This is a genomic window from Arthrobacter sp. QXT-31 (assembly GCF_001969265.1).
Lineage (GTDB): Bacteria > Actinomycetota > Actinomycetes > Actinomycetales > Micrococcaceae > Arthrobacter.
The window spans coordinates 125,243-151,286 of the sequence record NZ_CP019304.1; the positions used below are offsets into that span (position 1 = coordinate 125,243).

Sequence of the window (26,044 nt, forward strand, 5' to 3'; positions counted from 1 at the left end):
ATGCAGTTCCGCCCTAGGCCGACCATGAATAAGCGGAACAATCCACCACAACCAAAAGGAGGAGCGGGATGAACAACCAACGTCGAGCAGAAGAGAAATTTTCCGCCGAAGGTTCTTAGATCATGCTGTCCGACCCCAAGCTGTCCATGAACAGGTACCAGAGACCAAACACTCAACCACCAGGCAAGGAGCCCGCCGGCCACACCACCGGCCAGCAATGAAAAAGGCCCCCGAAGGGGCCCTTCACAACACAAAATGTGCACACTCAGAGGCTAAAAAGCCTCTGACCTGCGGAAACACGTGCCCGAGGAGGGACTCGAACCAGCCGCTCCCCCTGAAAATCCGCCCCACTTTCGAAAACCTCCCCAATCCGGCCCAGTCCGACGCCGCTACAACTGAATCCGGAGCCCAGGGTGTGCACATTGTGCACACCCCCTTTTTTCGCTCTCTGAGGCACCACGCAACGAGGAAACCCAGCCATGCAGGGCGTGAAGAATCCTATTTCCATTACGACGGTGACGCCAGCCGGACCTCGCCCTATCGAGAACCGGACTGCCACACGGCCCGGCTCCCTGCAACATGACGAAAGGTTCATTATCGACTCTTCTATGGTTGTCAACGTAGCAATGGCTTGAGGCTGTCGGCGTTGAGCGTGCGGTAGATCCGTCGGGCGAGGTAGCGTTTCACGCACCGGCGGATCTCCTTTTGGTTAGACCTTCTGCCTTTCGTTTGGCTGCGTATGCGATGGTTTCCGGATCGAATGCCATTCTTGTTAGAGCAATCATGTGCAGCGCTTTATTGAGGGTCCTGTCGCCGCCGCGGTTGAGCCTGTGACGGACGGTATTTCCGGATGACGCGGGAATGGGGTTGACTGCGGCCAAGGAGGCGAAAGCTGCCTCGGAACGTACCCGGCCCTGATGAGACCAAGCGGTGAGACAAATGGCTGCCGTGACTGGGCCGAAGCCGGATTCCTGCAGCAGTGGTGCGGCTTCGCTGACCTCAACCAGTTCGGTGATCCGGGAGCCGTTTGCTTTGATTTCAGCATCAAGGTCGCCGATGCGCTTAGCAAGCCTAACTGCTTCGGAGCGGGCTACCGATACCGCCAGAGGTTCTTCACGGGCCCGCCACCGGGACACCTCTAGTATCTGGCTCCCGGTCAACGAGCTCCGCGCATCCAAACCCAAATCATTGGTCCGGAGCAGTGCGGTCAACGCATTGACTGTCCTGGTCCGATCGGTTGTCATCGACTGACGTGCACAGACCAGGACCCGCAAGGCTGCGCGGACCCCTTCGTTCAACCGTGGCCGGCGCAGCTTATGTTCTTCCAAGGCAAGGACCGCAGAAGCGATCCGGTGCGCGTCCAACGGATCCGACTTTCCAGCCCCACGACGGGGCATGGCATCCATGCGCGTGGCCTCGGCGACCTGATAACCGGCAGCAGCGACAGCCCCGGCCAGCACGGCACCATAGGAAGCGGCGCCCTCGATCACCCACAGAGTTGCTAGATCGGCTTCGGTGCGACGGGCGACCCAGGCAATAGCGCGACTGATTCCGGCACCAGTCACCGGGAATTCCCGGGTGTCGATCTGTTCTCCGCTTGGCACGGCGATGATGGCGAAGACGTGCTTCCGGGCATGGGTGTCAACGCCCACGACAAACGGGTGGGAATAGGCAACGATAGTCATAGCGGTTCTGGCACCTTCCTCATTTCGCGGACATGGTCAGGGCCGTTACGGGCCGGTGCCAGTCCGGGTAGAGGTCACTTCGGAACAGCACTGTGACGAGCCACGCCCCGCGAGGAGCGGACAATCTTCTGATCAAGTCACCGAGGTGGGCCGGGCAGGTGCCGGCCGCCCACCCAGCAGACGGACATGTCGATAAAAGGACACCCAGAAAGAGCCGGGGCCAAGCGTTTAATGAGTCACGACCGCCAGGTGGAACGGCCTGCACTTACTCTGCCAGCCAATCCCAGACCAGCCACTCCAATCCTCACAGGCGTTTCACCTCGGGACCTCGTTGGATGAAATGATTCTCGCGTTTAAATGGTCCTCGAGCTAATGGCCAGCCTTCCTCGCGCCTCCTGTGCCCCACGGGTAGGAGGCATGCCTGGCTAAGGGTTCGGGATGGATGCCAGCAGGGTGGACGGCAGCATCATCGAACTTTGAGGCAGCGTGGACGACCGCGCGACTCGCGCAGACCGCTGGTCCCGCTGCGAGCGATGCGGGCCCGTTTAGCCGAGGCGTTCTAGCTTTTTCATGTGACGTCGCGCCCTGACATTCCAAGGCCAGGCGAAAAATGAGTTGACCAAGACAACGTTCATTTCTAAGCTCCGACGCCGAATCTCGTTGTACAGCAGGGCTAAGGAGGCGTTAAAGGCTTGCAAAGCCTCATCGGCTTCAGATAGCTCGCCGAAATTCAGCGCGGCTGTTGTCGAGCTTTTCAATGGCTTTCGACATGCCTTCGTCGGCGTATATGAACCGCCTCGCCAACACAGCGCGCCATTCGTTTGTTGCCCTCTCCAGACGAGATACGTGATTTTCGTCGTGCAAATATTTGCCGTCTTCGAACGATAGTTCGTGCCCCTCGGCGACACGGGACTGCAACTGCTGTACATGAGTCCGGAGTCGGTCTCGAAGGAGCGTCAGCAGAATCAGCTGAGAATGAGCTGCGGCAATCACCTCCTCATGAAACGAGTTGGTCGCCTTGACCTGATCGGTGTTCCATGCTCGACGTGAACCCGCGAATGCTCCAAGTGAGGTGGCCGCCGCCCCGATGACTACGCCGGCTAGCCCACATAGGGGGCCAATCAGTTCACTTGTCATGGCTTATTCCTCGACCATTAACACCAACTCGGGAACTGGCTGCTCGTGCCATCTCAGAGGTCTGCACCTAGTAGACCGCTATTGCCGAGATGATGATTGCCGGTCCCCGGAGGAAAGGTTCGACTTTTTCATCCCCTACGGCCCCAACGTCAAACACCTGCGACATAGCATTCACTTGTTCGCTCAACGTCGGACTTGCCATGAGCAGACGCCTCATTTGACGTTCCCAGCCGGGAAGCAACCATCTTTCGGCGGTGTAGAAGTCGCCATCATCGATGAGTCGGGCAACTGTCCCAAAAACCCTAATTTCTCCCTCAATATCGGTAATGGATCGTGATCCAACGAAGTGACCGGGCTCAACGTCGAGGTAGATGTCGTGCTCAGAAACCGGCCGATCTAGCCGCAAGAGAAGCGGAATTGGCAGAAGCGCGTTGTCCAGGAAGGCACGTTTGGCATGTCTTAGGAACTCTGGTTCGAGGGCCGCAACGTTTAGGTTACTGAGATCGACGTGCTCCGACTGCATCGCAAGCAGGGCAATATGCATTAGCTTCCCCACGAGGCTGCCTTGGTGGAGGAAAGACTCCCCCTCCAGTTCGACCAAGTCGTCCCGGGAAAATCCGTCAGCAGTCTCTGTACGGACGTGTCCTTCTTCGATGAGGGAATCGAGGACACGGCTTACCACTGCTTTGTCTTTCGGGGCGAGCGTAAAGCTCTTCTGCAGCTCGACGTCCTTGCCGCCTTTGCCGCGAAGGCCTACGCCGGCGATTTGGGCGCTGGCTTCTCCCGATCTTCCCTGAGTCGATTTCTCCACAATCTCAGTGGGCACGGGATAGCGGATCTCGTGGTAGTCAGCCTGCGCAGCCAGGGTTTCCATATCAAGGTAGACAGGGTTTCGAAGTGCCATGAGTTTCATGATGCCGTGGATAAGCGGGCTCCAGTGGGACCCCGGCCATGTTGCCCCCGTCCTATGGTCCGACACCGGGATCTGGATGAATTGCTCAAATCGTCGCCGGGCACGTTTCCGACGGCCGCCTCATCGATTCTAGATGTCTGTCGGGACAACCATGGAGCCGCGTGGGTTGACGAAATCACAATTATCGGCGTTTAAACCGCGGGGCAGGAAGTGCGCGATCTCGCGTCCGAAGGCGTTTCTCATGCCCCCACATTGAGTTGGGGGTCTTAGCAGGCGTTGTGGCGTGAACAGGCGCAGGTCGGGCAGGCGGCAGCCGCCGCTGACTATGTCAATCCTTCTTGGCCCCGGTTGGACGGACATATCTGGCCACCAGGAGTCCTGGGGCGCTGTTTCGCATACGAACCAGCGGAATCGCTGGGCCACACGAGGGCCGTTCCCCGGACGGTTTGTAGTACTGGTCCTGCGGGACGATATCTGGGCTGGGTCGGGAACTCCTCCAACTGGTGCAATCCCCCGATGACTTCCGTCGTGCAAGAATCACCGCATGGATGAGGATGAGCGGCAGACCAGGCAAGAATTGATGATCCTCGATGCTCTGGTACAGGCGATGGATCGGCGTGACGAGGTCTTCCAGATGATTGAGGATTCAGAGGACAGCGACGAAGCAATCCGCCGGGTGGGTCAACTGTTGGGTGTAGGAGAGTTGGCAGCCGGGCAGTCCTCGACCTGCAGGCTAGAAGATTCACCCGTGGCCAGCGCCGGGCCATCTCTTCCCGTGCAGCAGAACTTAGATTGCAGTTGCCTTGATAATCGCTGAAGACTTCGTGCTTTGGGTAGATGACTGGTTCCCCTGGGGGCGGGAATAGCTAACGCGTGATGGTGAGTGGCTTAACCGGCATGGCGCACGAGGCACGATCAAAGTTCGTAGGTCCGTCTGCACGGTTGTTCCGGCCGGTGTCGTCGCACCAGTCGATGTTGTACGGCATCGCCGTCACGGTCGCCTTTCCAACCGCCATTGCCGCAGGGACCTTGAAGGTAAAGGTGAATGCTCCCGAGTCGGTCATTGGCGCGGTTTTGTTAATGACCTTGGTGCCGGCCTTATCCGTGACGCTTACCTGGATCTGGGCATTTGAGCCGTACCTGGGGTCGCAGCCTGCAGGGGGTGCCGAGACTGTTACCGCTTCTCCCGATTTAGCACTGGTTGGGCTGACTGAATAAGCCGGAGGAAAACAAGGAGGCTCGCCTCTTGAAGAGGAGGAGCAAGCGCCCACCGTAGCTACCATCGGAACCACGAACACAATGACCAAGAACAACTGCCGCGGACTCGTGCTCGCGTGATTCCTGCCAAGGAAGCTCATGCTCCTATTGTTCTCATCCTTTGCTGGTCACAAGTGGAAAAGCCGAAGTTCGTCGTTGGATCGTTGTTCTTTCCCGTCTGAGCGGCGCCCTGAACTGGAGCGCCAATGGAGGTTCGCGGAGGAAAATGGACTAGACCTCGCGACTGGTGCCGCGAGGGGTTCCGTAGTTGGCACGGCGCAGCCGCTGGGAACCTCAGCGGGTGACGAAAGAAAGCGAGTCTTTGCCGTTCGTCCAGGTCAGGGTGTTGTTGCTGTATCCCAGCCCCACATCGCCCTCAAGGAATTCAAGGACCCAGTCCCGCCTTTCCCCGCGGCCCTCGATGCAGCCTGACGCGCCAAGGGCGCGCTGCCCCGTAATGCGCATGGTGCTGCCATCGATAGTTACGACGGCATCAAGGGGACCGCAGGGCATCACAACCGTCAGGTAGGTATCCCCATCGCGTTTGGACAGTTGCGCCGTTACCTCCCCGGCAGTTAGCCAAGTGATTGGCGTGTCGTCATCAGACCCGGCGACGCTGGTGTATTTGCCGCAAGGGGCCTCATCCACGAATTGGGCACATTCACTCGATGACGTCGGTGATGTCTGCCTTGGTTTCGGGACCCCCGCGCTAGAACCACACGAGGCAATCATCATTCCTGCAAATAGAACAGCAGAAACGCTAGCAAAAAGGTTCTTCATAGTCCCCACCGACGCCGAGAGATTTCTCGAAGCGTATACCCCACATGCGTTTTGTCAGAAGAAGGACAACCTGGACAAAAGGGGTAAAACCAACGGCATTCGGCAAGTTAGTCGCGCCTTGGTGAGGAATTGTTCCGAAGGCTTTAGGGTGGCCTTGCTCTTCTTCCAGATAGTCAAGCCCACGACGAACCACCCAACTGCAAAAGCTAGCGCAAGGACTGGCTGCCAAATCTCGGCTCCTTCAAGAAGGGCGCTAATGCCCAGTCACCCAAATACCAGAGTGTCGACTATGGCAAACACCAGTACTGTTCGCGGTCCCGCGTAATCGTTCATCTGATCTGCTTTCTGCCAAGGCCATCCGTGCCTTCCTTAGGAGCCCCCGGAAGGTCCACGGCGCCTCCTGGCCGAAAACGCAAGAGCTCCGCAGCAGGTTACAGGCACCGGCGTTCCGGAGGGACCCCGCCCGGGGAGGCCGAGCCCATCCGGGCCCGAAGGCCAAAAGCAGGGCCAGAAATAGCGGTCCTACTGGGGCCAGGCAAGCCTGTCACGGCCAGCAGTGATGCTCCCGGAATTCGCAAGGGTGATTGATTGGGGAGGGGACCTTGGTCCCCCCTACGTCTCTCAGCTTTTTGCAGGGTGCGCCCCGCATTCTTCATCCATGTCAGTTTCACGCCGTCAGGCCTTGCAGATCGGTGGAGTCGGACTCTTTGGCGCCTTTGGACTCGCTGTTCCGCTGACTTCGGTCAGCGCCAAGGCGGCCAGCCAGCTGGACCCGAAGAACATGCCCAAGCCCTTTCAGCCGAAGCTTCCCATCCCGTCCGTGCTTGCTCCCGAGAGCACCACGATTGGTGCTGATGGCAAGCCCGTTCACGTGTACAGGATCCGGCAGACGGTGGGCATGGCGAATATTATCCCCGGCTTGAAGACGCCGATCCTGGGCTATAACGGCACCTTCCCTGGCCCCACCATCGAGGTAAACCAGGGCGAACGCATCAATCTGGAAATGGAAAACACGCTGCCGCTTTTCCACCCCCAGTGGGGTTACCGGCTGGATACCTCAACACACCTTCACGGGTCAGCGTCGCTCCCCCAGTACGACGGCTACGCAAATGACATCACGGGCCTCGGGATGTGCAAGGACTACGAGTACCCCAACTTCCAGCCCGCCCGGACGCTGTGGTACCACGACCACGCCGTGCACAACACCGCACAAAGCGTGTACTCGGGTCTGGCCGGACAGTATCACCTGCACGACGAAGTCGAACGCAACCTGCTCCCCCAAGGCAGCTTCGACGTGCCTCTGACGATCTCTGACGCAATGTTCGCCCGGAACGGGGCCCTTGCCTACAACGACAACAGCCACTCCGGGCTGTGGGGTGACGTGATCCTGGTCAACGGGGCACCGTGGCCGGTCATGAAGGTCCAGCGCCGCATTTACCGCTTCCGGATCCTCAACGCCTCGATTGCGCGCTCCTACCGGTTCCAGCTCAGCACCGGCGACCCGGTCACCATGGTCGCCACGGACGGCGGGCTCATGCCCACCGCCCAGCAGGTGACATCCTGGCGGCAGGCCGGCGCGGAACGCTACGAGATCCTCATTGATTTCTCCAAGTATCCCGCGGGCAAACGCGTCGAACTTCGCAACCTGTCCAACAAGAACAACATCGATTACGACAACACCGGCAAGGTCATGGCCTTTGACGTGACCGGAGATGCCGTGGACACCTCCGGTCCCGCAGCCAAGGTGCTGCCAACACTCCTTGCCGGAAGCAGCACGATGAGCCTGACCCCGTCGCAATCGGTCAAGACCCGGCGGATGCGCCTGAAGCGGGACAACGAGATCTGGACCATCGGCGGCATGCGGTGGGACGACGTCGTCAAGAGCGGGTACAAGAAGGTACTGGCCAACCCGGACCTGAATGATGTGGAAATCTGGGAAGTCGAAAACAGCTCGGGAGGCTGGTTCCACCCGCTTCACATCCACCTGGTGGATTTCCAGATCCTCAGCCGCAACGGCAGGGCGCCTTTCGCCTATGAGCGGGGCCCCAAGGACGTGGTGTACGTCGGCGAGGGGGAGACCGTACGCCTGCTGATGCAGTTCGGGCCCCATCGGGGACGGTACATGATCCACTGCCACAACCTGCCCCACGAAGACCACGACATGATGGCCCAGTTCAGCGTCGGCTACAACCCCAACGACCCCGACCCCAACGACCCCATTGAAGCTTCCCGGCCCGTACCCATCGGCCAGGTTGCACCCGCGCAAGGGACGGCGGAGCTGCCGGCAGCAGAGACCGCCCAGCCCACGGAGGCGGCCGCCCCCGTCACCGCTAACCCGGCAGCCCCGCCGGTTGCGCAGGCCCCCGCCCCGGCTCCTGCTGCGGCGCCTGCGGGACAGAAGGATGTCGTGACGATCACCTCCGCCCGGCACCGCCTCAACAAGGACATGACGTTCGCGGGCACGTCCAGGGTCGCCGGCGGAGTCCCTGCCGGGTCCGGGTCGGTCACACTGTACGACGTCATACCCGGACAGCCGCCCGCCAGGCTGGGAACAGCACCGGTCAACGCCTTGGGAAACTGGTCGCTAACAGTGAAACCCGGCCCCACCAGGCAAGTCAGGACGGTCAGGGCCGACTCCAGCCGGGGCGGCACGGCCACCCGAGGGGTCGACACCCGCTAGCACGCCCCCGACCGGGCAAGCACTTCAGTGCCGGTGAACCTCGGACCGCCACCTTCTCCCGCGCAGGAAGCCACGAAGAGGCCCGCGTGCGGAAAATCCCCATAGAGGAGTGAAAGGCTGGACTCCCGCAGGCGCCGAGCCTTTCACAGCCGTCCGGGGTGAGGCCCCGGCGCCGGGAGCCGTTGTCGGCTGATTCCTTCAGGAACTGAAAGCAGCAAAGGGGACACAGGAAGCCTCCTCTGCCAAGCTGATTCCCGTGACCTTCGCAGAACCCCGGGGGGTCGTGTAACGTTCTGGCACTGCGGCTGATACCGGGAATTGCCGCCCATCACGTCAGGACACGTACCGGCGTCCCGGGAAGCCGCCGCAGGAGGCCGGCACCGACCGATCCACCCAGCGCCAGGCTGCAGCACGCTGCACGGTGAGTGAGCCTCAGAGCCCCTTACACATCCTGTGCCGGTTTGCGCCCGCTTCGCCTCCCGGTCCGCCAACCCGGCAAGGCGGCATCCAAAGCCTGAATTTTGGCTGCATCAAGGGAGCCGCGGCGCAGCATGAACCGCTGCGTGTGGATCCAAACCCCCAGCTGGTGCTCCTCCGCGCTGGCCGCGCCCCGGTGCCGGGGCCAGTCCTGGCCCGAGGAACGGTAAACAACCAGCGCTTCCAGCCGCCCACGCCAGCGGGCTGCGTCGCCCGTTGACCGGGGGGTGACCTGCCACTCGGGCAGCACAGCCAAACCGGTGAGAAAGGTTGATGCTAAAGCTCCGGTCTCGGCCTCCCGGCGGCGGCGTCTGAGCCACGTCGCAAGGTTTCGCTCATGTGCATCCAGGGATGCGGAGGAGGGGTATCGTCCTGTCTGCTGAACAAGCCTGATCACATCGTTCATCCGGGCCAACCCCCGTGGTGTCACTGCAACTCCGCCTGCTGCCGGGGCCGGTGGCTGCCCCGTAAGCGCACTGCCAGTCGGCTCACCGGAGGGCTGGCGGGATCCCCGCCGCCGGGTATTGGGTTCCTCGACGGACTCACGCGGTACTGAACTCAAACTGAACTCACCTGCGGTCGCTCCTTTGCTGGCCCGGGCACCAGGATTCCTGTCGGGAAACCCTACAGGAAGATTCAAGAATGCGAGAGATAGAAAGGCGCGCTCCCCACGCCCCTGCGGCACATCGAGCCTTGGAAGGCGAGGACGGGGCCTTCGCTGTTAGCTGGGGCGCCTCCAGGCAATGGCCCCATGACCCCGGGTCTTCCGACAGTGTTTGCGCGGCCTCCCTCAAAGCAATTTTTCGGTGTGCCTAAATTTACGGTATTCTCGTCTTCGACACCACAATGGCGAGGAGCGATGATGGCCACCCCCACCCTTCAGCTACGTCCGGCTACTGGCCGGGTCTGGTCCCGGCTTCTGCTGCTGGGCCCGGCGTTCGTCGCCGCCATCGCCTATGTGGACCCCGGGAACGTTGCCGCGAACCTGACGGCCGGGGCCAGTTACGGATACCTGCTGGTGTGGGTTCTGGTCGTGGCGAACGCGATGGCCGTGCTGGTGCAGTACCAGTCGGCAAAACTCGGCCTGGCCACGGGGCTAAGCCTGCCGGAAATCCTCGGAAAGCGGCTCGGCACCCGGCGCCGGCGGCTCTACTGGGCTCAGGCCGAGATCGTTGCAGGCGCCACCGACATGGCAGAGGTGATTGGCGGCGCCGTGGCCCTGAACCTGCTCTTCGGACTTCCGCTGCTCGCCGGCGGGATCATCATCGGCCTGGCGTCGATGTTGCTGCTGGCCCTGCAGACGGCCCGGGGCCAGCGGTCTTTCGAGTACGCCATCCTGATCCTGCTCGGGATCATTGCCGTTGGCTTCGTGTCCGGTTTGTTCGTCAACCCACCCGACGGCGGCAGCGCCCTCGGCGGACTGCTGCCCCGCTTTGAGGGAACGGACACGGTCCTGCTGGCGGCCAGCATGCTCGGCGCGACGGTGATGCCGCACGCGATCTACCTGCACTCCGCCTTGGCCCGGGACCGGCACGGCTTCTCCGAAGACCCGGCGGTACGGACCCGTCTGATCCGGGCCACCCGCTTCGACGTTATCGGCGCCCTGCTGCTCGCCGGCGTGGTGAACATTTCGATGCTTCTGCTGGCCGCGTCCAGCCTGCGCGGCATCGAGGGAACCGACACCATCGCCGGCGCCCACGCCGCCGTCACCGCCGCACTCGGCCCGGCCATCGGCGTGGTGTTCGCGATCGGGCTGCTCGCATCCGGACTGGCGTCCACATCCGTCGGTTGCTACGCGGGCGCGACCATCATGGGCGGCCTGCTGAAGGTCCGGATTCCGCTGCTCACCCGCCGGGTGATCACCCTGATCCCGGCCCTGCTTATCCTCGGCGCGGGCATCGAACCCACACTCGCCCTGGTCCTGAGCCAGGTACTGCTCAGCTTCGGCATCCCCTTCGCCCTGATCCCACTGATCCGCCTCACCGGCAAACGCGAGGTCATGGGCATCCACACCGACTCCAAGGCCCTCAAGATCGCCGGCTGGACCAGCGCCACTCTGATCGTCGGCCTGAACTGTGTGCTGATCACCCTGACCCTCACCGGCCAGTCCTGACACCAGGCAGCGCGCCGGTATCCCCACCGGCCGGGGTCAGGGTCGCGTGGAAAAGACTACCCACAAGGCGTCGGACGCCTGTGCCCCCAGCGCGGTGTCCTGATCCTGCCCGGCGAGCCGAACAGTCGTTCCGTGCGAGAAGGCCCCCCGTTCTCCTATTAAGAGCTCCGCGCCCGGGGTGAGCCCAAGCCCCGCCAAGTAGCGCAGGAGTGCGGCGTCAGCGTCCGACACCCGGTAGATGGTGACCTTCTGGCCGGGCGCTGCGGCGGTGAGCTGCACCGCCTCAGGCCTCTGGTACCGGCCTTCGGCGGACGGGATCGGGTCACCGTGCGGATCCTGTGCCGGGTGGCCCAGCAGCTCATCGATCCGGGCGAGGAACGTCTCGGATACCGCGTGCTCGAGCACCTCGGCTTCCTGGTGAACTTCGTCCCAGCCGTAACCGAGGAACTGGATCAGGAAGGTTTCCAGCAGCCGGTGCCGGCGGACCACCATCACCGCCAGATCACGGCCCTCGGCGGTCAGTTTGACGCTCCCATACCGCATGTGTGTCACGAGCCCCCGGCCGGCAAGTTTCCGCACAGCCTCAGACACGGTGGACGCGCCAAGGCCCAACCCCTCGGCAATGCGTCCGACGGTCACATCCTCCGTTGACCACTCAGCAGCTGACCAGATGAACTTCAGGTAGTCCTGGGCGGAGGAGGTCAGGTCAGACACCGGCATGACCCTGATCGTAGCAACGGGGCCGGCTGCTTTCCCTCACGGTGAAGGAACCGGTGAAGCTGTCTCCCTGTGCAGGGACCGACCGGATGCTGAGAGTGTTTCCGGTGGCGATAGCTTCCGGGTCGTCATCGTTGATGACATAGGTGCCCGAGCCTCCGGCACCGGTGGTGGCGACGACGGTCCGCGCCGTCACGGACGTTACTCCGGTCCGTGACGGCCGGGCACTGCTCGGCATGGGCTTTGGAAGGGGGACCCCGTACGCAAGGTTTTTGGAAGGTGGTGCCCGCACTCTGGGTCTCGGGTCAGGCCTGTAACCTTGATGGAATGGAGGCGACGATGGCTGTAGGCGGGTTACGGCTCTTCCGTTCCCTCCTCGTGACCGGGACAGTGTTTGCGCTGGCCGCCGGTGCGCATGTCCTCGGTGGAGGCATCCTTCCGTCTCCGGATATTTCGCTGGCCCTGATTGCCATCGTCATGGCCGGTGTGATGTCCCTGGCCGGCAGGCAGCTTTCCCTGGGAAAGATCGCGGCCGTTCTTGCCGGTGGGCAGATCCTGCTGCACGGGGCACTCAATGCCCTTTCCAACCGGGCCGGCTGCCACGCCGATTCCTTCTCCGACAGCGCAGCGCACCACACAGTCCAAACGGCCGGCCTCCTGTGTCAGTCCCCCGCCTCAGCTGTCCCTATCCACGAGTCCGCTGGATATTCCATGTCGCTGGCGCACCTCTGCGCTACCGCCGTGACTGCTGTCCTGCTGGGCAGGGCCGAAGCCGCCCTGTGGCAGCTTGCCGCGTGGCTGCGGCCACTGACGCGTTTCCTCCAGCCCGCTCCCGTGCCCGGTTGCCGGCCGGTGCTCTCGGGCCCCGCCCCGGACCCTGCCCTGCTGCCTTGGCGGAATCTGCGCGGCGACGGCATCCGCGGCCCGCCCTCGCCCGGCGGCGCCCTCCTCCCCGCCCGGTCGCTCTGACTCAGCAGCGCCCGGAGGCCGCACGCCTTTTTCCGCCCCCTACTTTTCTTTTTCCGCCGCCCCACCCGACATATCCCACGTGGGGCGGCCCCAGTGAAGGACATTCCCATGCCACTGACACACCCACGCACCTTGAAGATCGCCGCAGCCGGCGCCGCTACCGCTGCCCTGATGAGCCTCGGCCTCGGAGCGGCGTCCGCCCACATTGAAGTAACGCCTGAGGCCACGGCAGAAGGCGGCTCAACCCAGCTGACCTTCAGGGTTCCCAGCGAGTCCAAGACCGCCAAGACCACAAAGATCAAGGTCGATCTGCCCGTCTCCACGCCGTTCAGCTCCGTCCGGGCCAAACCCGTTGCCGGCTGGACAGCCCAGATCGTCAAAGGCAAGCTGCCCAAGCCCGTGACCGTGAACGGCGCGACGGTCACGGAAGCGCCGCTGTCCGTGACGTGGACCGCCACTGACCCCCAGCACCAGCTGTCGGATCAGCAGTACCAGACCTTCTCGATTTTCGCCGGACGGCTTCCCAAGTCCGGCACCACGGTCATGCTGCCGATCGTGCAGACCTACTCGGACGGAAGTGTCCGGAACTGGGACGACCCGGCGGTTGAAGGCCAGGACGAGCCACAGGACCCCGCCCCCTCCTTCGTTACCACTGCCGCCGCAGCCGAAGGCGCTCACGCTGAACCCGCAGCCGCAGCCGCAGCCGCAGAACAGGCAACCCAGCCCGCGGCCGCCGTCACAGCCGACAACACCACCCAGGGCCTGACCTGGGCGGCCTTGGCCGCGGGGATCCTCGGCCTTGCCACAGGCGCTGCCGCCCTGTTCCAGGCGCGCAGGACAAGGAGCTGACAGCAAGGCCGCCTCGGCCCGCGGCATGAAGCCGCGGGCATGACAGGCCAGGCACCCAACCAGCACCCTCGCGCACGAAGGTGTCCGCGGATTCGGGGACGGCTGGCGGCATTTGCTGCCCGCCGTCCCCGTCATGGACCGGCTTGCAGCCACCCCCGGGCACCCAGCAGCGGAAACACCACCCCCAGACCAGAATTGCAGCAAAGCACCATGACAACACCCAAGCGCATGCGACTCCTCTCCACGTTGGCCCTCGCGGCTGCGGCCGGGTTCGGCCTGCTCTCCGCCGCACCGGCGTTCGCCCACGATGCCGTCCAATCGACGGCACCTGCGGAAAACGCCACCGTCACCGCCGCCCCCGGGACCGTGTCCCTGACCATGTCCGAGCCGCCCATGAATTCAGAGGAGCTGAACCTCAGCATCATCACCGTCACCGACGCCACGGGCAAAGCCCTCAGCAACGGAAAGGTCGCCGTCAGTGGCGCCACCATTTCCACGAAAATCGACAAGGGCAGCAACGGACCCTACAAGGTGGTGTGGCGAACGGTCTCCTCAGACGGCCACCCGATCCAGGGCAGCTATTCCTTCACAGTTCAGGATCCATCGGCGGCCCGTACGAAGCCGGGAGGCTCAGCTGCGGCGACTTCCACCGCCACTGTGCCACCTGCTGCCGCCACGCCCGCAGCGGAGCAGAACCCGGGAGCGGACAGCGGCGCAGCGACGATAGCTGTTACTGTCGGCGCCGCAGCTCTTCTCCTCGCAGGATTCCTGGTAATGCGGATGAGAAAGGCCGCCGGCAAGAAGTAGCGGTCACGCGTCTGCCGGTGACCTAACTGGCCCGGCAGACGCGGACCCGGGGCGGCTGACGCAGGCCGCCAATCAGGACGGTCCAGGTTCGGGACGTACGTAAGAAGCGGGCAGCGGCGGCCCGGTGAAGTCCCTCCGGGCTAAGCTGGACTGGTGTGCCACCCCAGTAAGAATCGCTCCCTGCCCGACTGCGCCTCTATCGGACACGGTCAACCCTCTACGCTGATGCTGTCCGGAGTCCCCGGGCTTTTGTCCGCTCAGCCGGTCCGGCTGTGACTTACAGGTTCCTCCTGTCCTGGCGCTGGCTGGGCATCTTCTTGATGGCGGCGCTGTTCGCCGCTATCTGTGTTGCGTTGGGAAACTGGCAGATGGATCGACGGAACCAGGCGGTAGCCGAAATCCGCAGGGTTCAGCAGAACTACGACAAGAGTCCTGTGCCCTTCGAGGAGGTCCGCCAGTTATTCGAGGTGGCGGAGGCGGAGGCAAAGTGGACTACCGTCTCGGTCAGCGGCCGGTACCTTGCCGCAGACCAACGAATCGTCAGGAACCGGCCGAACAATTCCGCGCCGGGGTACGAGGTGCTCGTCCCGTTCCGTTTAACCTCCGGCGAGACCATCGCCATTAACCGGGGGTGGCTTCCGATCGGCAACGTCCGCTCGGGCTACCCGGACGCCGTGCCCGCGCCGCCGCGCGGTAACGTCTCCGCGGTCGTCCGGATCAAGCCCTCGGAGCCTGCACTTGACCGCGGAGCCCCCGCCGGTCAACTGGCCAGCGTGGATTTACCGGGATACGCCCGGCAACTGGACTATCCGTTGTTGACCGGCAGCTATGGTGTGATGGCCTCGGAGTCGCCGCGACCGGCCGAGGCTCCGCAGCCCCTGGCCCTGCCCTCCGTCCAGGAAGGCTCCAACCTTTCCTACGCCATGCAGTGGATCACCTTCGGCGTGCTGGCGTTTGTCGGATTCGGCTATGTGGCCCGGCAACAGGCGCGAATCGCCCGCGAGGAGCAGGAACCCTCCGTTGCCACCCGATCCCCCGCCCGGCCCCCGCAGCAGCCCAGGCGCAGGGGCCGTGGTGAAGAGGAGGACGATCTTCTGGACCGCCTGGGCCTCTAACCCACCGCCGCCAATGCAGGACGGATGGTACTCGATTCCTTGCTGCGGCTTCCCGCGAGTATTGATTGCTGAGGCCCCCGCGTCGGCCCGCCGCGGTCAGGGGACAGACAGCGCCAACGGCAACGACCGTGGCAGGGGAGCTAAAGGGGATGGCAGCGCCATGGCGCGGAGATGACAACCGCAGGTGGATTCCCCGGTTTCGACAGGCTCACAAGGGCTCACTTCAGCGAACCCAGGGTCGACCGGAGGGATGTGGCGGCCTTGACGGCAGCAGCTTTTGGCCCAGTCAGGCCGGCCGCGACGTCACTGACGGCCTTGGCGATGGACAGTTCCGCCGTTGCGGCGCCGGCAAGGTCGCCGCGGCCATTGACGAGCCCCCAGTGTTCCAGGTCCTTGGGCCCTGCCAACAGGGTTGAGAGAACGTCATTGCCGTAGACGCTGCCGAGCGGGTCGGCGCTGCCCGCTCCCACCGGGAGGGACTTCCAGGCCTCCGTGTATTCGGCCGGGCTGGTAGTGCTGCCGGAGCGAACCGGAATCCGTTCCTCAGGGGCAATGGCCAGCCACTCGGCGTATCCGTTAGTGAGGAAGTACTCGACGAACCGGCGGGCTGGCTCACTGTCCGAGTCCGCCGTCACGGTCCACGAGGCTACCTCACCAAACCGGGCCGGTCGTTGGCCGTCAGGCCCCTGGATGCCGGCCGCTACCCCGGTGTTGCGGGCCAGGAACAGCGGGTCCGTCTTGCATTCCGGGCAACTCGGCCGTGTATCCGTGCGCATGCCGGCCAGCTCATCCAGCAGGTGCGTGGACCAGATGGCCATGGCCGCCTTACCGGCAAAGTAGGAGGTTCGCACCGAGTCGATGTCCTGGACGCCGGGCACGGAATAGTCCTTGAGCATGTCGCGGTAGAAACTGAGCGCCGCCACGCACTGGGGGCTGTCGAACGCTATGGCGCCCTCCGCATCGACCATCTCGCACCCGTTGCCTTGCGCAATATGCTCGAAGGACTGCTGGGTGAACACCTGGCCGGTCCTGTTGGCCGCAACTATGCCGGCCAGCTGCGGGGAATCCAGTTTCCTGGCCGCCGCAACGATGTCCGCATAGGTCTGTGGTGCCGACAAACCCGCCTTCGCGAACAGGTCTTTCCGGTAGTACAGCACCTGCTGCCAGGCTGAACCGGGCACGGCCAGCTGCCGTTCGCCGTCGCGCGTCAGTTCAAGTGAACGGCGGGCCCACGTTCTTTCGCCAAGGTTGCCCACAATGGCGGCGTTTGCCTTGTAATCGATGTGGCCGGCGGCCGCCATGGTCCGGACCTGCCCTAGCGACAGGGAAGCCATCACGTCGGGAAGGTCACCGGAGGCGGCCGAGGACGTCAAGACCTGGTTGAAGCGGTGCGAGGGAACGCCGACGAGGTTCACTTTCACGCCGGTGGCGGCGGTGAAGCCGTCGCTTATGGCGCGCACCTTGGCCATCCGGTCCGGAAGCGCCTCGGTGGTCCAGACCGTGATGTTGAGCTGATCCTGATGCTGCGGAATCACATTCGGGCCACTGCCAGGTGTGCAGGAGACCAGAAAGGCCGCCGTCAAGGACACAGCCGCTAGAACGCTGCCCACCCTGGCTTTGCTTCTGGTCCGATTCACCTGGCGCTCCTGCCGTGCACTGCCCGAAAATGAACGCACGCACCACGTGGCGACCCGCGCCCAACTGGGAGACCTGTGCGTCAAGCGTATCCAGTCACGGCCCGGCTGTCAGCAGGGACAGGCGGTGCGGGGTTCCCCGGCAGCCGGTGGCTTGACGGGTGCCATGAAAGGAGGGGACAGCTGAAAGCAGGGCCTTCCGCTGCCCGCAGCAACAGGAGATGATTTTTGCCCTCTATACACGCAAGGATGTACTTTGGGAGGATGGAAACGCTCACTCACGCGCGGGTTCTGGCGCAGGCACCGGTGCTGGCCAGGTTCGGTCATGCCATTTCCGACCCCACCCGGGCGAGGATCCTGCTGGCCCTCGCTGACGCTCCGGCCTACCCTTCCGATCTTGCGGACTCATTGGGAGTGTCCCGGCAGAGCATCTCCAACCACCTCACATGCCTGCGCGGCTGTGGCCTGGTGCTGGCGGTTCCGGATGGGCGGCGCAGCCGCTACCAGCTCGCAGATGCGCGGCTTGGCCACGCCATCAGGAACCTGATCGGCGTTGTGCTTGCTGTGGACCCGGCCTGCTGCGCACCCGACGGGCGGTGCCTGGCATGACCACGGTCTCCGTTGAACTCAACCAGTCCCGCCGGGAGGTCCTCAACCGGCGCATCCGGCTCTTCGCGGCTGCGACCATCACCTACAACGTCACTGAAGCGGTCGTCGCCCTCTGGGCAGGAGGGGCGGCCGATTCATCTGCTCTGATCGGTTTCGGTCTGGACTCGGTCATCGAGGTGGCCTCCGCGGTTGCCCTGTCCTGGCAGTTTTCGTCAAGAAATCCCGACCACCGCGAAGCGCTGACGCTGCGGATCATCGCCATCTCTTTCTTCGCCCTGGCGGCGTTCGTCAGCTTTGACGCCATCCGGTCCCTCACCGGCGGCGGCGTAGCGCAGCCCTCCACGCCGGGCATAGTGATCGCGGCCCTGAGCCTGGCCATCATGCCCGTCTTGTCCTGGCTGCAGCGCCGTGCCGGCCGGGAGGCAGGATCCCGGACCGCAGTGGCCGATTCCAAGCAGACGCTCCTTTGCACCTATCTGTCTGCCGTCCTGCTGGCAGGGCTGGTACTCAACAGCATGTTCGGCTGGTGGTGGGCCGACTCGGGCGCTGCCCTGGTCATCGCCGTGATCGCCGTCCGTGAAGGACTCAGCGCCTGGCGCGGCGACATCTGCTGCGCCGTCCCACAGACGGCGACCGCCCCGGGGCGGTCTGTGGCAGCAGACTGCTGTGCGCCACCGGTTGCTGCCGTTCCCGCCGGACTGGACGTCGCTGCCACGGCCGGCCCCGAACTGCAGAGGGCAGGTGGCCCAGTGAACGTTTACCTGTCCTCCACCGGTGCCACGGCCCGGGGATGCTGTGACGGGTGCGGTCCCGCGACCGCTCCAGCGGGGTCCTTGCCCGCGGTGGGCAAGGCAGACTGAACCATGGATGACAGTTACAGGAATTCCGGCATGAGTGACGGAACCTCAAAGCGACGGCTTCGGCCAAGGGCCGTGTTGGCTGTCGCCGCAGGAGTGCTGGCATCACTGGACCTGCTGGTCAAGACCGCAGTTGTGGCAGGCCTGAGTCAGGGGGAGGTTCTTGATTATGGACTGTTCAACCTGCGGCTCGCCTACAACACCGGTGTTGCCTTCAGCCTTGGCGCTGCCCTGTCCCCGTGGACGGTCGCCGGGGTCACCGCCGGCATCGTGGCCGTCTTGGCTCTCTTCCTGGTCCGCACCGCACCACGGCTGAGCGTCCCGTCCCTCGTTGGTGCAGCCCTGCTGCTTGGCGGGGCGCTGGGGAACCTCGCCGACCGCCTGGACGGGGCCGGCGTCGTTGATTACCTGCACACGGGCTGGTTCCCAACGTTCAACCTAGCCGATGTCTTCGTCGTCACCGGGGCCGGACTGCTGGCTCTTGGATCCTTGCTCGGGCCTTCCGCGGCCCGGAACGGCAACTGAGCGGTGGGCATCGGCGAGTACTTCGCTTCCATCGTCACCTCCGGCGCCCTGGCCCTGGCCCTGCCGCTGGCCGCGGCGGCAGGACTGGTCTCATTCCTTTCCCCGTGCATCCTTCCGCTGGTTCCCGGCTACCTGGGTTTCGTCTCCGGCCTGACCGACCCTGGCCAGCCACGGAACAGACGCCGCGTCCTTGCCGGGGTCATGCTGTTCATCCTCGGTTTCGGCGCCGTCTTCACCCTGTACGGGGCCGCGTTCGGAGCGGTCGGAGTGTGGCTGGTCCGCTGGCAGGATCCGCTGATGAGGGCCATGGGGGTCCTGGTGATCCTCATGGGCCTGGTCCTGCTGGGCCGGTTTTCCTGGCTGCAGCAGACCCGGAAGTTCCGGCTTCCCGGCCAGGGCGGGCTGGCCGGCGCGCCGGTCCTTGGCATCGTGTTCGGCCTGGGATGGACGCCCTGCATGGGCCCGACGCTCAGCGCTGTCCTCAGCCTCAGCGTCACCACGGGCAGCGCTTGGCGCGGCGCAGTGCTGGCATTCGCTTATTGCCTGGGCCTCGGGATCCCCTTTGTTCTGGTTGCCCTGGGCCTGAACTGGGTTACCCAGGCCCTGGCCGTCATTCGCAGGCACATCCGTGCCGTGAACATCGGCGGCGCGGTCATGCTCATGGTGCTGGGCATCCTCATGGTCTCCGGGATCTGGGTCCGATGGATCTACCAAATCCAAAACCTCGCCGGCACCTTCATCACACCGGTGTAGGGGCCGCAAAAGGGAGCGGGCAGGGGCGCAGCGGCTACTCCCCTGCACCGCTCGCCCTTCCTAGCCCGGGACGCCGCCGGTGCAGGCAGCGCCCGGTTCGGGGGTCTGCGGGCCCTGCACGTATTTTTTTATGAAGGACGGGAGCCGGCCGTCCCCGGAGCTGTCCACGGCGAGCTGCTTTCCCCATGCGGTGGCCATCACGGGTGAGGGCTGGTCCTGGACGGGGCTGAGCAGCAAGTACTCCTGCCCGCCGGCCAGCGCGGTCAGCCGGTCAATGTCGGCCTTGGGCAGGTCCGGGCGGTACGAGATCCACACCGCGCCATGTTCAAGCGAGTGCACAGCCCGCGTCTGCGTGACCGGGGCGGTGTAAATGCCGCAGTTCGTCCACACCGGTGCATGGTCCCCGCCGGTCGCAGGGGTCCGGGGGTAGCTGACTTCCTCGCTGGTGTGGTTCCTGGACTGGTCCGGGAAATCCTGCTCGCCTTCCACCGGCCGGGCAGCTTCGGCCCGAATTTGCTCGCGCTGCTGCACCTCCCCCACAAGGACGAAGGCAACCGCGGCAACGAGGGAGAGGACCAGTACCGCGCCGGATCCCCAGATCAGCCAGGCTCGGCGCCGGTCGGCCCGGCGCTGCCTGGCCAGGGCTGCCTGGACGATGGCTTTACGTTCCTCGGGGGTTTTCCTGGGTCCGGGCACGGGTTCTCGCTTTCTTGTGGTGGGTCAGAGTCTGCCGCGCAGCTCTTCCAGGGCGTTGATTTCAGCGGTTTGGGCCGCAACGATCCCGGTGGCCAGTTCCCTGACCTTGGCCGTCTTGGCCAGTCTGGCAGCGGCCGTCGCCATGACCACCCCGCCCCGGTGGTGGCGGACCATCAGTTCGGTGAAGAGCCGGTCCGCTGCCGGACCGGAGGATGTGCGCAAGGCCTGCATCTGGGCCGTCGACGCCATGCCTTCCATGCGGGCCTCACCGGGCCGGTTTCCGTCCCCGTGTGATGGGGCGGTTCCGTGGCCGGTCCCCATCCAGGCCATCGGCTCCTGTGACCGCGCCTGGGAGAGGCCCCAGTCCCGGAGCCATGCGAACATCTGGCCGTTCTGCTGCTGCTGGGTCGTGACGATATCGTAGGCGATCGCCCGGATCTCGGCGTTGGCGGATTTGTCCCGCACCAGCAGCGCCATCTCAACGGCCTGGGCATGGTGGGCCTGCATGTCGCGGGAGAACCCGGCATCCGCCCCCGTGTCGGAGACGGATTCCTCACCTGCAGAGAGCCGCCCGAGGGCGAAGGACACAAGAGCAGCGATCAGGACCACTGCCACCAAGAGCACCCACCGGGCCCAGGCCCGGACCGGCGCACGAACCCGCGGCGGAACACCGGCCCCACCGGCAGGACTCATGCGCCGGTCCCTGCCTTCACCCCAGGGTGCCGGTTCCCCGGACCGTCCATGGCCGGTCCTTGGCATGGCAGGCAGTGCAGATGGCGGGATGTTGGTCGCACGTAGTCCTTTCAGCCGGCACCGGGGCATCAGGTCCGTGGCGGAGGCGCCCCCGTGGCCTGGATTCCGGCCTCGGTCCAGGGGATTGTCAGTACACGAAAGCCTGAATCAAACAGTAACCGGAACGCCGCCGCCCGCACAATTCCGATTTCCCCGGCACGTCCATGACCGACGCGTTCTTTTTGGGGCTATCCCCGCACTCCCCGTACCATCACGTCTGTGGATATGTTCATACCAAATGGTCCAAAGGCACCCGCCTCCCGGCGCCGGAGCATTCTCGGCCTCGGCGCCGCGGTCCTGGTTCTGGCCGGATGCGCGCAGGAGGACGGCCTCGCCGCCCAGGCGCGTGCCGGGGATAACAAGAACTACATCGCAGGGGACGGCTCGGTCAACGAATACCCTCCGGAGAACCGCGGCCCCGCCGTCGCCCTCAGCGGCCAGCTCTTCAGCGGTGAAACCGTGTCCTCCGCGGACTGGGCCGGCAAGGTGGTGGTGCTTAACTTCTGGTACGCGGCCTGCGGGCCCTGCCGGGCCGAAGCGCCGGACCTGAGCGCCCTGCACGAGGAATTCACAGGCAAAAATGTGCTGTTTTACGGTGTCAATGTCCGCGATGATGCCAAAACGGCGGCTGCGTTCGAGCGGACGTTCGCGGTGAAATATCCCAGCTTCGATGACAGCGACGGTGCCGTGCTGCTGGCCATGACGCAGTACGTTCCGCCCCGGGCGGTGCCGACCACGCTCGTCCTGGATACCCGGGGCCGGGTCAGCGCCCGCATCCTGGGCATCTCGCGCAAGAGCACCCTGAAGGCCTTGATCACTTCCGCAGCCGCCTGAGCGGCGCGTCCTAATTCCTGCCCCGGCGCGCTTCGGACCGCTCTGCGAGCCGCCCCAGATAGTCGTTGTAGGCGTCAAGGTCCGGCGTGCCGTCAGCTGCGGCTGCCCGCTCCGCGCGCACCCAGCCACGGGCCTCGTCCCGCTGCCAACGGACCAGGATGAACATCAGCAACAGCACCCCCGGCAGCTCCCCATAGGACCAGGCCAGGCCGCCGGCCACGCCCTGGTCCTGCATCGGATCAACCTTCCAGCCCGCTGGCGGGTCGGAGAAGAAAGAGACCATCGGTGCGGTTGCCATCATGATCACCACACCGAAAAACGCGTGCAGCGGCATCTCGGCGAAGATGTCCACCAGCCTGCCGAAATGGGTCTGCCTGGCCGGCAAAGGGTCGGCAGAAATCAGGGGAACGGTGAACAGGATGCCGGCCAGCAGGAACAGCAGCTCCAGCCCGACATGGCCGTACCAGTTCGGCAGCAGGAAATCGGCCAGCCCGGAGAAGTACACCCCGTAAAAGCTGAGCAGGAACAACGGAACCATGAAGGCCGGGTGGATCGCCATCCGGCCCCAGCGCGAACGAAGACCCCAGATCGCGGCCCTAAGAACCGGCCGGCCGATCCGGTTGTGTGGCGTGGCCCGCAGCAGCAGGGTTCCGGGCGAACCGATGACCAGCAACGGCGGCACCGCCATCATCAACGTCAGCTGCTGGAACATGAAAACCGAGAACATCTTCAGCCCATAGCCCTCAAGGCCGGCACCCATGACGACGATGACCGCCACGCACCCGACCAGGAACGAAGCGGTCCGTACCACGGACCAGCCGCGTCCGCCCCGCCACAGTTTCACCGCGCCGGCCAGATAACAGAGCGCTGCAAGAGCCGTCAGGACAGGGATGAGGGGCACCGGTTGCAGGTTGGGGGCAAGGTACTCCCCCAGCGTCGGTGGCAGGGAGGGGAGCCAGACCGGCCCTGTCATTCCGGAATCGGACACGGCGGTTTCAAGCATGCCGGGCCCCGGTACTCCGGATGCCCGGCAGTACGGGGCCGGGGTTTAGTGGTTGCCGACGATCTTTAGCCGTTCCTGGCCGGTATGCCCGACGTGCGTCAGGCCCAGGTCCAGCAGCATCCTGACGTGCGCGTCCGCCAGGGAGTAGTAGGCCATCCGGCCGGCGCGGCGGACGGCCACCACGCGGGGACCCCTCAGCAGCCGCAGTGCGTGGGAGACGGCTGATTCGCTCAACCCGGTGGTCGCGGCCAGATCGCAGACACACATCTCGCCTTCGAGCAGGGCAATGAGGATCCGGACTCTGCCCGGATCCGAGAGCAGTGTGAAGATGACCGCAAGGTCCGCCACATCGGATTCGGCAGGCATCCGTGACTTCACCGCCTCGACCCGGTCCGCGTCGACCAGCCGCACGCTGCAGTCGCTTTGCCGGCCTGCCCCGGTCGCGGGAGCCTGTGTAATTCTGCTCATTCATAAAGGCTACCTTCACCTGCGAATGCTTCGCATTCGCGTCCCTGCCGTCATGACCGGACCGCCAAGGACCGGGTGCGGCGGGCTCCGATTGTCGTCTGAACAACTCTACAGATAATCTTGGGAGGTGCCGCCTCAGACGGCGCGGCCTGCCCGGGGATCCGTCTCGGAACAGGTCCGGCCTGTCGTTAAGGACTGATTGTGGCGCTCAAAGCCCCCACTGCCACTGGGAATAGGGCGATATCACCGCCGCTGCGGTGGCTTGCCATAGCCGGTGCGGTCGCGCTCACCGTCGTCCTGGCCGCCACCGCCTACGGCCAGGGGGTCCTGGCGGCCGAAGTCCGGGATCCGGGGGCCGTGGTGCGCTGGGGTTACGGGGTGGCCCAGACCCTCCAAAACCTCTCAGCCGCGGCGACCATCGGCGCGCTCTTTTTCGCGGCGTTCATCATCCCGCCCACCGCTCGCGGGGGCAGGCGCCGTCCGTCTGCCCCGCCCCGGGCGGCGCTGTCCGCAGCTGCCGGAGACGAACATCCGGCGTTCACGAGGATCATGGCCCTGGCCGCCGCTGCCAGCGTCCTCTGGACTGTTGCGGCCACGGCCGTGCTGGTGTTCAGTTTCGCTGACATCGCCGGTATCCCCATCAGCGGGAGCAAGGAGTTTTCCACCCAGCTCGCGTTCTACATCACCGACCTGCCCTCCGGCCGGGCGTGGGTTTCGGTGGTCATCATCGCTGCCGTGGTGTCAACGCTGTCCTTTGCCGTCAGGTCGGCCGGCGGGCTGGCCGCAACCGCCCTGCTGGCCCTGTCAGGGTTGCTGCCGGTCGTGCTCATCGGACACGCAGCCGGCGGCAACGACCACGAACAGGCCATCAACTCCCTGGCCCTGCACCTGCTCGGGGTCTGCCTGTGGGTCGGGGGAATTATTGCCCTGACCGTCGCGGGAACCGCCCTGGGCAAGAACACCGCCGATGTCCTGCGCCGGTTCTCCACGCTGGCGGGCTTCGCCTTCGTCCTGGTCGTCGGCTCCGGAATCATCAATGCGGCCATCCGCCTGGAGTCCCCGCCGGCCCTGGCCTCCCCGTACGGGGTGTTGCTGGGGGCCAAAACCGTGGCGGCACTCATCCTGGCCGGGATCGGGCTGCTGCACCGCAGAAAACTCATCCCGGCGCTGGAAGCCCCTGCCCAGCCGGGTCCCGGCGGCCGGTGGCTGCTCTGGCGCTTCATCGTGGCCGAACTGCTGATCATGGCCGCGGCCAGCGGCCTTGCGGCTGCCCTGAGCCGGACACCTCCGCCCGGCGGAGAAGAGGCCAGGCCGGCCCTGACCCCTGCGGAAATCCTCACCGGCTATCCCCTGCCGCCCGAACTCACCACCCAGACCTGGTTTACGGTATGGCGGCCGGACTGGCTGTGGATCACCGTCGCCCTCGCGGCCGCGTATTTGTACCTGCGCGCCGCCATCCGCCTGCGGCGGCGCGGAGACGACTGGCCATGGCTGCGGGTGGCCCTGTGGTTCGTCGGCCTGGCCGCCCTGGTGTTCTTCACCTCCGGCGGGCCCTCCGTCTACGGTCGGGTACTGTTCAGCGCGCACATGCTCGACCACATGGCACTGACGATGATTGCCCCTGTTTTCCTCGTGCTCGGCGCCCCGGTAACGCTGGCTCTCAGGACACTGGGACCCCGGAGGGACGGTTCCCGCGGGCCCCGCGAATGGCTCCTGCTCCTGGTCCATTCCCGGGCCGCGGCGGTGGTCACACACCCACTGTTCGTGGCTGCAAACTTCGCCGGCTCCATCGTCCTCTTCTACTACTCCGGTGCCTTTGGCTTCGCCCTGCGCGAGCATGCCGGACATGAACTGATGACGGTGCACTTTGTGATCACCGGCTACCTGTTCGTCCTGTCCATGATCGGAATGGACCCCGTGCCGCGCCGGGCCCCCTACCCGCTACGGTTGCTGCTGCTCCTGGCCACCATGGCCTTCCACGCCTTCTTCGGTGTCACCCTGATGGGATCGACAACCCTGATCCAACCCGAGTGGTTCACCGCCCTGGGCCGGGACTGGGGGCCTACGGCGCTGGAAGACCAGCAAAAGGCCGGAGCGATCACGTGGGGCATTGGGGAGATCCCGACGCTTCTGCTCGCCATCGGCGTGGCGGTCACATGGTCGCGCTCGGATGCGCGCGAGACGCGCCGGCTGGACCGCGCCGCAGACCGGAACAACGACGCCGACCTCGATGCCTACAACGCCATGCTCTCCCGCCTCGAACACCGCGACGGCTCGGCGCCCGGAAGGGGCGGCAATGGCTGAGGGCCCCGGACTGCACGTTCCGGCCCGCGCCCCTGCAGGCGGCAGCGGACCGGCCGTTCCGGCCCCGAAG

Annotated in this window: 25 protein-coding genes and 1 pseudogene; 13 read left to right on the forward strand and 13 right to left on the reverse strand. The window is 64.8% G+C overall.

Annotated features, from left to right (window positions below; genetic code table 11):
• Nucleotides 1–615: 615 nt before the first annotated feature.
• The 3 genes and pseudogenes from BWQ92_RS00655 to BWQ92_RS00665 form a co-directional block, all read right to left on the reverse strand.
• Nucleotides 616–1,685: pseudogene (locus BWQ92_RS00655) on the reverse strand (IS110 family transposase).
• A gap of 711 nt (nt 1,686–2,396) precedes the next feature.
• On the reverse strand, nt 2,397–2,822 hold the full coding sequence (locus tag BWQ92_RS00660) for a hypothetical protein (RefSeq protein WP_076797788.1): 426 nt from the start codon (nt 2,820–2,822) through the stop codon (nt 2,397–2,399).
• Nucleotides 2,823–2,889: 67 nt separating this feature from the next.
• On the reverse strand, nt 2,890–3,735 hold the full coding sequence (locus BWQ92_RS00665; RefSeq protein ID WP_076797789.1) for a DUF6414 family protein: 846 nt from the start codon (nt 3,733–3,735) through the stop codon (nt 2,890–2,892).
• Between the two features lie 544 nt (nt 3,736–4,279).
• On the opposite strand from BWQ92_RS00665, the gene BWQ92_RS00670 reads away from it, so the two are divergent.
• Entirely contained in the window at nt 4,280–4,552 is a 273-nt protein-coding gene (locus BWQ92_RS00670) for a hypothetical protein (RefSeq protein WP_236783060.1), read from the forward strand.
• Nucleotides 4,553–4,601: 49 nt separating this feature from the next.
• On the opposite strand, the gene BWQ92_RS00675 is transcribed toward BWQ92_RS00670, so the two are convergent.
• Together BWQ92_RS00675 and BWQ92_RS00680 are read right to left on the reverse strand one after the other, a co-directional pair.
• Nucleotides 4,602–4,799 (reverse strand): hypothetical protein, encoded by a 198-nt coding sequence (locus BWQ92_RS00675; protein ID WP_236783061.1) that lies wholly within the window; start codon nt 4,797–4,799, stop codon nt 4,602–4,604.
• A gap of 487 nt (nt 4,800–5,286) precedes the next feature.
• Nucleotides 5,287–5,640, reverse strand: a complete 354-nt coding sequence (locus BWQ92_RS00680; protein WP_076797790.1) for a hypothetical protein — start codon at nt 5,638–5,640, stop codon at nt 5,287–5,289.
• Between the two features lie 790 nt (nt 5,641–6,430).
• Here BWQ92_RS00680 and BWQ92_RS00685 point away from each other — a divergent pair.
• Entirely contained in the window at nt 6,431–8,452 is a 2,022-nt protein-coding gene (locus BWQ92_RS00685) for a multicopper oxidase family protein (RefSeq protein ID WP_076797791.1), read from the forward strand.
• A 442-nt stretch (nt 8,453–8,894) separates the two neighbouring features.
• On the opposite strand, the gene BWQ92_RS24645 is transcribed toward BWQ92_RS00685, so the two are convergent.
• Entirely contained in the window at nt 8,895–9,335 is a 441-nt protein-coding gene (locus tag BWQ92_RS24645; RefSeq protein ID WP_442856741.1) for a helicase associated domain-containing protein, read from the reverse strand.
• Nucleotides 9,336–9,791: 456 nt separating this feature from the next.
• Between BWQ92_RS24645 and BWQ92_RS00695 the strand changes: the two genes are divergently transcribed.
• Nucleotides 9,792–11,042, forward strand: a complete 1,251-nt coding sequence (locus tag BWQ92_RS00695; protein ID WP_076803431.1) for an Nramp family divalent metal transporter — start codon at nt 9,792–9,794, stop codon at nt 11,040–11,042.
• A gap of 36 nt (nt 11,043–11,078) precedes the next feature.
• On the opposite strand, the gene BWQ92_RS00700 is transcribed toward BWQ92_RS00695, so the two are convergent.
• Nucleotides 11,079–11,762, reverse strand: a complete 684-nt coding sequence (locus tag BWQ92_RS00700) for a metal-dependent transcriptional regulator (RefSeq protein ID WP_076797793.1) — start codon at nt 11,760–11,762, stop codon at nt 11,079–11,081.
• A complete protein-coding gene (locus BWQ92_RS00705) occupies nt 11,749–11,997 on the reverse strand; it encodes a hypothetical protein (protein ID WP_157365066.1) in 249 nt (82 codons plus the stop codon). Before BWQ92_RS00705 ends, BWQ92_RS00700 begins: the two co-directional genes overlap by 14 nt.
• A gap of 101 nt (nt 11,998–12,098) precedes the next feature.
• Between BWQ92_RS00705 and BWQ92_RS00710 the strand changes: the two genes are divergently transcribed.
• The 4 genes from BWQ92_RS00710 to BWQ92_RS00725 all read left to right on the forward strand — a co-directional run bounded on the left by BWQ92_RS00710 (nt 12,099) and on the right by BWQ92_RS00725 (nt 15,499).
• Nucleotides 12,099–12,728, forward strand: coding sequence for a hypothetical protein (locus tag BWQ92_RS00710; protein WP_076797795.1), 630 nt, complete (start codon nt 12,099–12,101; stop codon nt 12,726–12,728).
• Between the two features lie 108 nt (nt 12,729–12,836).
• Nucleotides 12,837–13,577, forward strand: a complete 741-nt coding sequence (locus BWQ92_RS00715) for a YcnI family copper-binding membrane protein (protein ID WP_076797796.1) — start codon at nt 12,837–12,839, stop codon at nt 13,575–13,577.
• Nucleotides 13,578–13,787: 210 nt separating this feature from the next.
• Nucleotides 13,788–14,384 carry a copper resistance CopC family protein gene (locus BWQ92_RS00720; protein WP_076797797.1) on the forward strand — a complete coding sequence of 199 codons (597 nt, stop codon included), beginning with the start codon at nt 13,788–13,790 and terminating at the stop codon, nt 14,382–14,384.
• A gap of 272 nt (nt 14,385–14,656) precedes the next feature.
• A complete protein-coding gene (locus BWQ92_RS00725) occupies nt 14,657–15,499 on the forward strand; it encodes an SURF1 family cytochrome oxidase biogenesis protein (RefSeq protein ID WP_076797798.1) in 843 nt (280 codons plus the stop codon).
• Nucleotides 15,500–15,717: 218 nt separating this feature from the next.
• Here BWQ92_RS00725 and BWQ92_RS00730 read toward each other — a convergent pair whose 3' ends face one another.
• On the reverse strand, nt 15,718–17,034 hold the full coding sequence (locus tag BWQ92_RS00730) for an ABC transporter substrate-binding protein (protein ID WP_236783062.1): 1,317 nt from the start codon (nt 17,032–17,034) through the stop codon (nt 15,718–15,720).
• A gap of 363 nt (nt 17,035–17,397) precedes the next feature.
• On the opposite strand from BWQ92_RS00730, the gene BWQ92_RS00735 reads away from it, so the two are divergent.
• The 4 genes from BWQ92_RS00735 to BWQ92_RS00750 are packed head-to-tail and all read left to right on the forward strand — an operon-like array spanning nt 17,398 to nt 19,877.
• Nucleotides 17,398–17,742, forward strand: a complete 345-nt coding sequence (locus BWQ92_RS00735; protein ID WP_076797799.1) for an ArsR/SmtB family transcription factor — start codon at nt 17,398–17,400, stop codon at nt 17,740–17,742.
• Nucleotides 17,739–18,602: a cation diffusion facilitator family transporter gene (locus tag BWQ92_RS00740; RefSeq protein WP_076797800.1), complete on the forward strand. Its 864-nt coding sequence runs from the start codon at nt 17,739–17,741 to the stop codon at nt 18,600–18,602. The genes BWQ92_RS00735 and BWQ92_RS00740 overlap by 4 nt, the downstream gene beginning before the upstream one ends.
• 30 nt (nt 18,603–18,632) lie before the next feature.
• Nucleotides 18,633–19,124: a signal peptidase II gene (lspA, locus tag BWQ92_RS00745; protein WP_076797801.1), complete on the forward strand. Its 492-nt coding sequence runs from the start codon at nt 18,633–18,635 to the stop codon at nt 19,122–19,124.
• Nucleotides 19,125–19,127: 3 nt separating this feature from the next.
• The gene (locus BWQ92_RS00750) at nt 19,128–19,877 is read left to right on the forward strand and encodes a cytochrome c biogenesis CcdA family protein (RefSeq protein WP_076797802.1); all 750 of its coding nucleotides are present in this window, start codon (nt 19,128–19,130) and stop codon (nt 19,875–19,877) included.
• A 60-nt stretch (nt 19,878–19,937) separates the two neighbouring features.
• On the opposite strand, the gene BWQ92_RS00755 is transcribed toward BWQ92_RS00750, so the two are convergent.
• Together BWQ92_RS00755 and BWQ92_RS00760 are read right to left on the reverse strand one after the other, a co-directional pair.
• Entirely contained in the window at nt 19,938–20,573 is a 636-nt protein-coding gene (locus BWQ92_RS00755; protein WP_076797803.1) for a DUF3105 domain-containing protein, read from the reverse strand.
• Between the two features lie 24 nt (nt 20,574–20,597).
• Nucleotides 20,598–21,266 (reverse strand): DUF305 domain-containing protein, encoded by a 669-nt coding sequence (locus BWQ92_RS00760; RefSeq protein WP_076797804.1) that lies wholly within the window; start codon nt 21,264–21,266, stop codon nt 20,598–20,600.
• A gap of 324 nt (nt 21,267–21,590) precedes the next feature.
• Here BWQ92_RS00760 and BWQ92_RS00765 point away from each other — a divergent pair, with 324 nt between their 5' ends.
• Nucleotides 21,591–22,199, forward strand: a complete 609-nt coding sequence (locus tag BWQ92_RS00765) for a TlpA family protein disulfide reductase (protein ID WP_076797805.1) — start codon at nt 21,591–21,593, stop codon at nt 22,197–22,199.
• Between the two features lie 10 nt (nt 22,200–22,209).
• On the opposite strand, the gene BWQ92_RS00770 is transcribed toward BWQ92_RS00765, so the two are convergent.
• Together BWQ92_RS00770 and BWQ92_RS00775 are read right to left on the reverse strand one after the other, a co-directional pair.
• Nucleotides 22,210–23,202, reverse strand: coding sequence for a cytochrome c oxidase assembly protein (locus BWQ92_RS00770; RefSeq protein WP_442856742.1), 993 nt, complete (start codon nt 23,200–23,202; stop codon nt 22,210–22,212).
• A 45-nt stretch (nt 23,203–23,247) separates the two neighbouring features.
• Nucleotides 23,248–23,670 (reverse strand): ArsR/SmtB family transcription factor, encoded by a 423-nt coding sequence (locus tag BWQ92_RS00775; protein WP_076797806.1) that lies wholly within the window; start codon nt 23,668–23,670, stop codon nt 23,248–23,250.
• A gap of 201 nt (nt 23,671–23,871) precedes the next feature.
• On the opposite strand from BWQ92_RS00775, the gene BWQ92_RS00780 reads away from it, so the two are divergent.
• A complete protein-coding gene (locus tag BWQ92_RS00780; RefSeq protein WP_076797807.1) occupies nt 23,872–25,974 on the forward strand; it encodes a cytochrome c oxidase assembly protein in 2,103 nt (700 codons plus the stop codon).
• Nucleotides 25,975–26,044: the final 70 nt, after the last annotated feature.

Coding starts and splice junctions, on each gene's coding strand:
- BWQ92_RS00660 (WP_076797788.1), bottom strand. CDS start 2,822: ATGACAAGTGAACTGATTGGCCCCCTATGTGGGCTAGCCGGCGTAGTC.
- BWQ92_RS00665 (WP_076797789.1), bottom strand. CDS start 3,735: ATGAAACTCATGGCACTTCGAAACCCTGTCTACCTTGATATGGAAACC.
- BWQ92_RS00670 (WP_236783060.1), top strand. CDS start 4,280: ATGGATGAGGATGAGCGGCAGACCAGGCAAGAATTGATGATCCTCGAT.
- BWQ92_RS00675 (WP_236783061.1), bottom strand. CDS start 4,799: ATGACCGACTCGGGAGCATTCACCTTTACCTTCAAGGTCCCTGCGGCA.
- BWQ92_RS00685 (WP_076797791.1), top strand. CDS start 6,431: ATGTCAGTTTCACGCCGTCAGGCCTTGCAGATCGGTGGAGTCGGACTC.
- BWQ92_RS24645 (WP_442856741.1), bottom strand. CDS start 9,335: ATGAACGATGTGATCAGGCTTGTTCAGCAGACAGGACGATACCCCTCC.
- BWQ92_RS00695 (WP_076803431.1), top strand. CDS start 9,792: ATGGCCACCCCCACCCTTCAGCTACGTCCGGCTACTGGCCGGGTCTGG.
- BWQ92_RS00700 (WP_076797793.1), bottom strand. CDS start 11,762: ATGCCGGTGTCTGACCTGACCTCCTCCGCCCAGGACTACCTGAAGTTC.
- BWQ92_RS00705 (WP_157365066.1), bottom strand. CDS start 11,997: ATGCCGAGCAGTGCCCGGCCGTCACGGACCGGAGTAACGTCCGTGACG.
- BWQ92_RS00710 (WP_076797795.1), top strand. CDS start 12,099: ATGGCTGTAGGCGGGTTACGGCTCTTCCGTTCCCTCCTCGTGACCGGG.
- BWQ92_RS00715 (WP_076797796.1), top strand. CDS start 12,837: ATGCCACTGACACACCCACGCACCTTGAAGATCGCCGCAGCCGGCGCC.
- BWQ92_RS00720 (WP_076797797.1), top strand. CDS start 13,788: ATGACAACACCCAAGCGCATGCGACTCCTCTCCACGTTGGCCCTCGCG.
- BWQ92_RS00735 (WP_076797799.1), top strand. CDS start 17,398: ATGGAAACGCTCACTCACGCGCGGGTTCTGGCGCAGGCACCGGTGCTG.
- BWQ92_RS00740 (WP_076797800.1), top strand. CDS start 17,739: ATGACCACGGTCTCCGTTGAACTCAACCAGTCCCGCCGGGAGGTCCTC.
- lspA (WP_076797801.1), top strand. CDS start 18,633: ATGAGTGACGGAACCTCAAAGCGACGGCTTCGGCCAAGGGCCGTGTTG.
- BWQ92_RS00760 (WP_076797804.1), bottom strand. CDS start 21,266: ATGAGTCCTGCCGGTGGGGCCGGTGTTCCGCCGCGGGTTCGTGCGCCG.
- BWQ92_RS00765 (WP_076797805.1), top strand. CDS start 21,591: ATGTTCATACCAAATGGTCCAAAGGCACCCGCCTCCCGGCGCCGGAGC.
- BWQ92_RS00770 (WP_442856742.1), bottom strand. CDS start 23,202: ATGCTTGAAACCGCCGTGTCCGATTCCGGAATGACAGGGCCGGTCTGG.
- BWQ92_RS00775 (WP_076797806.1), bottom strand. CDS start 23,670: ATGAGCAGAATTACACAGGCTCCCGCGACCGGGGCAGGCCGGCAAAGC.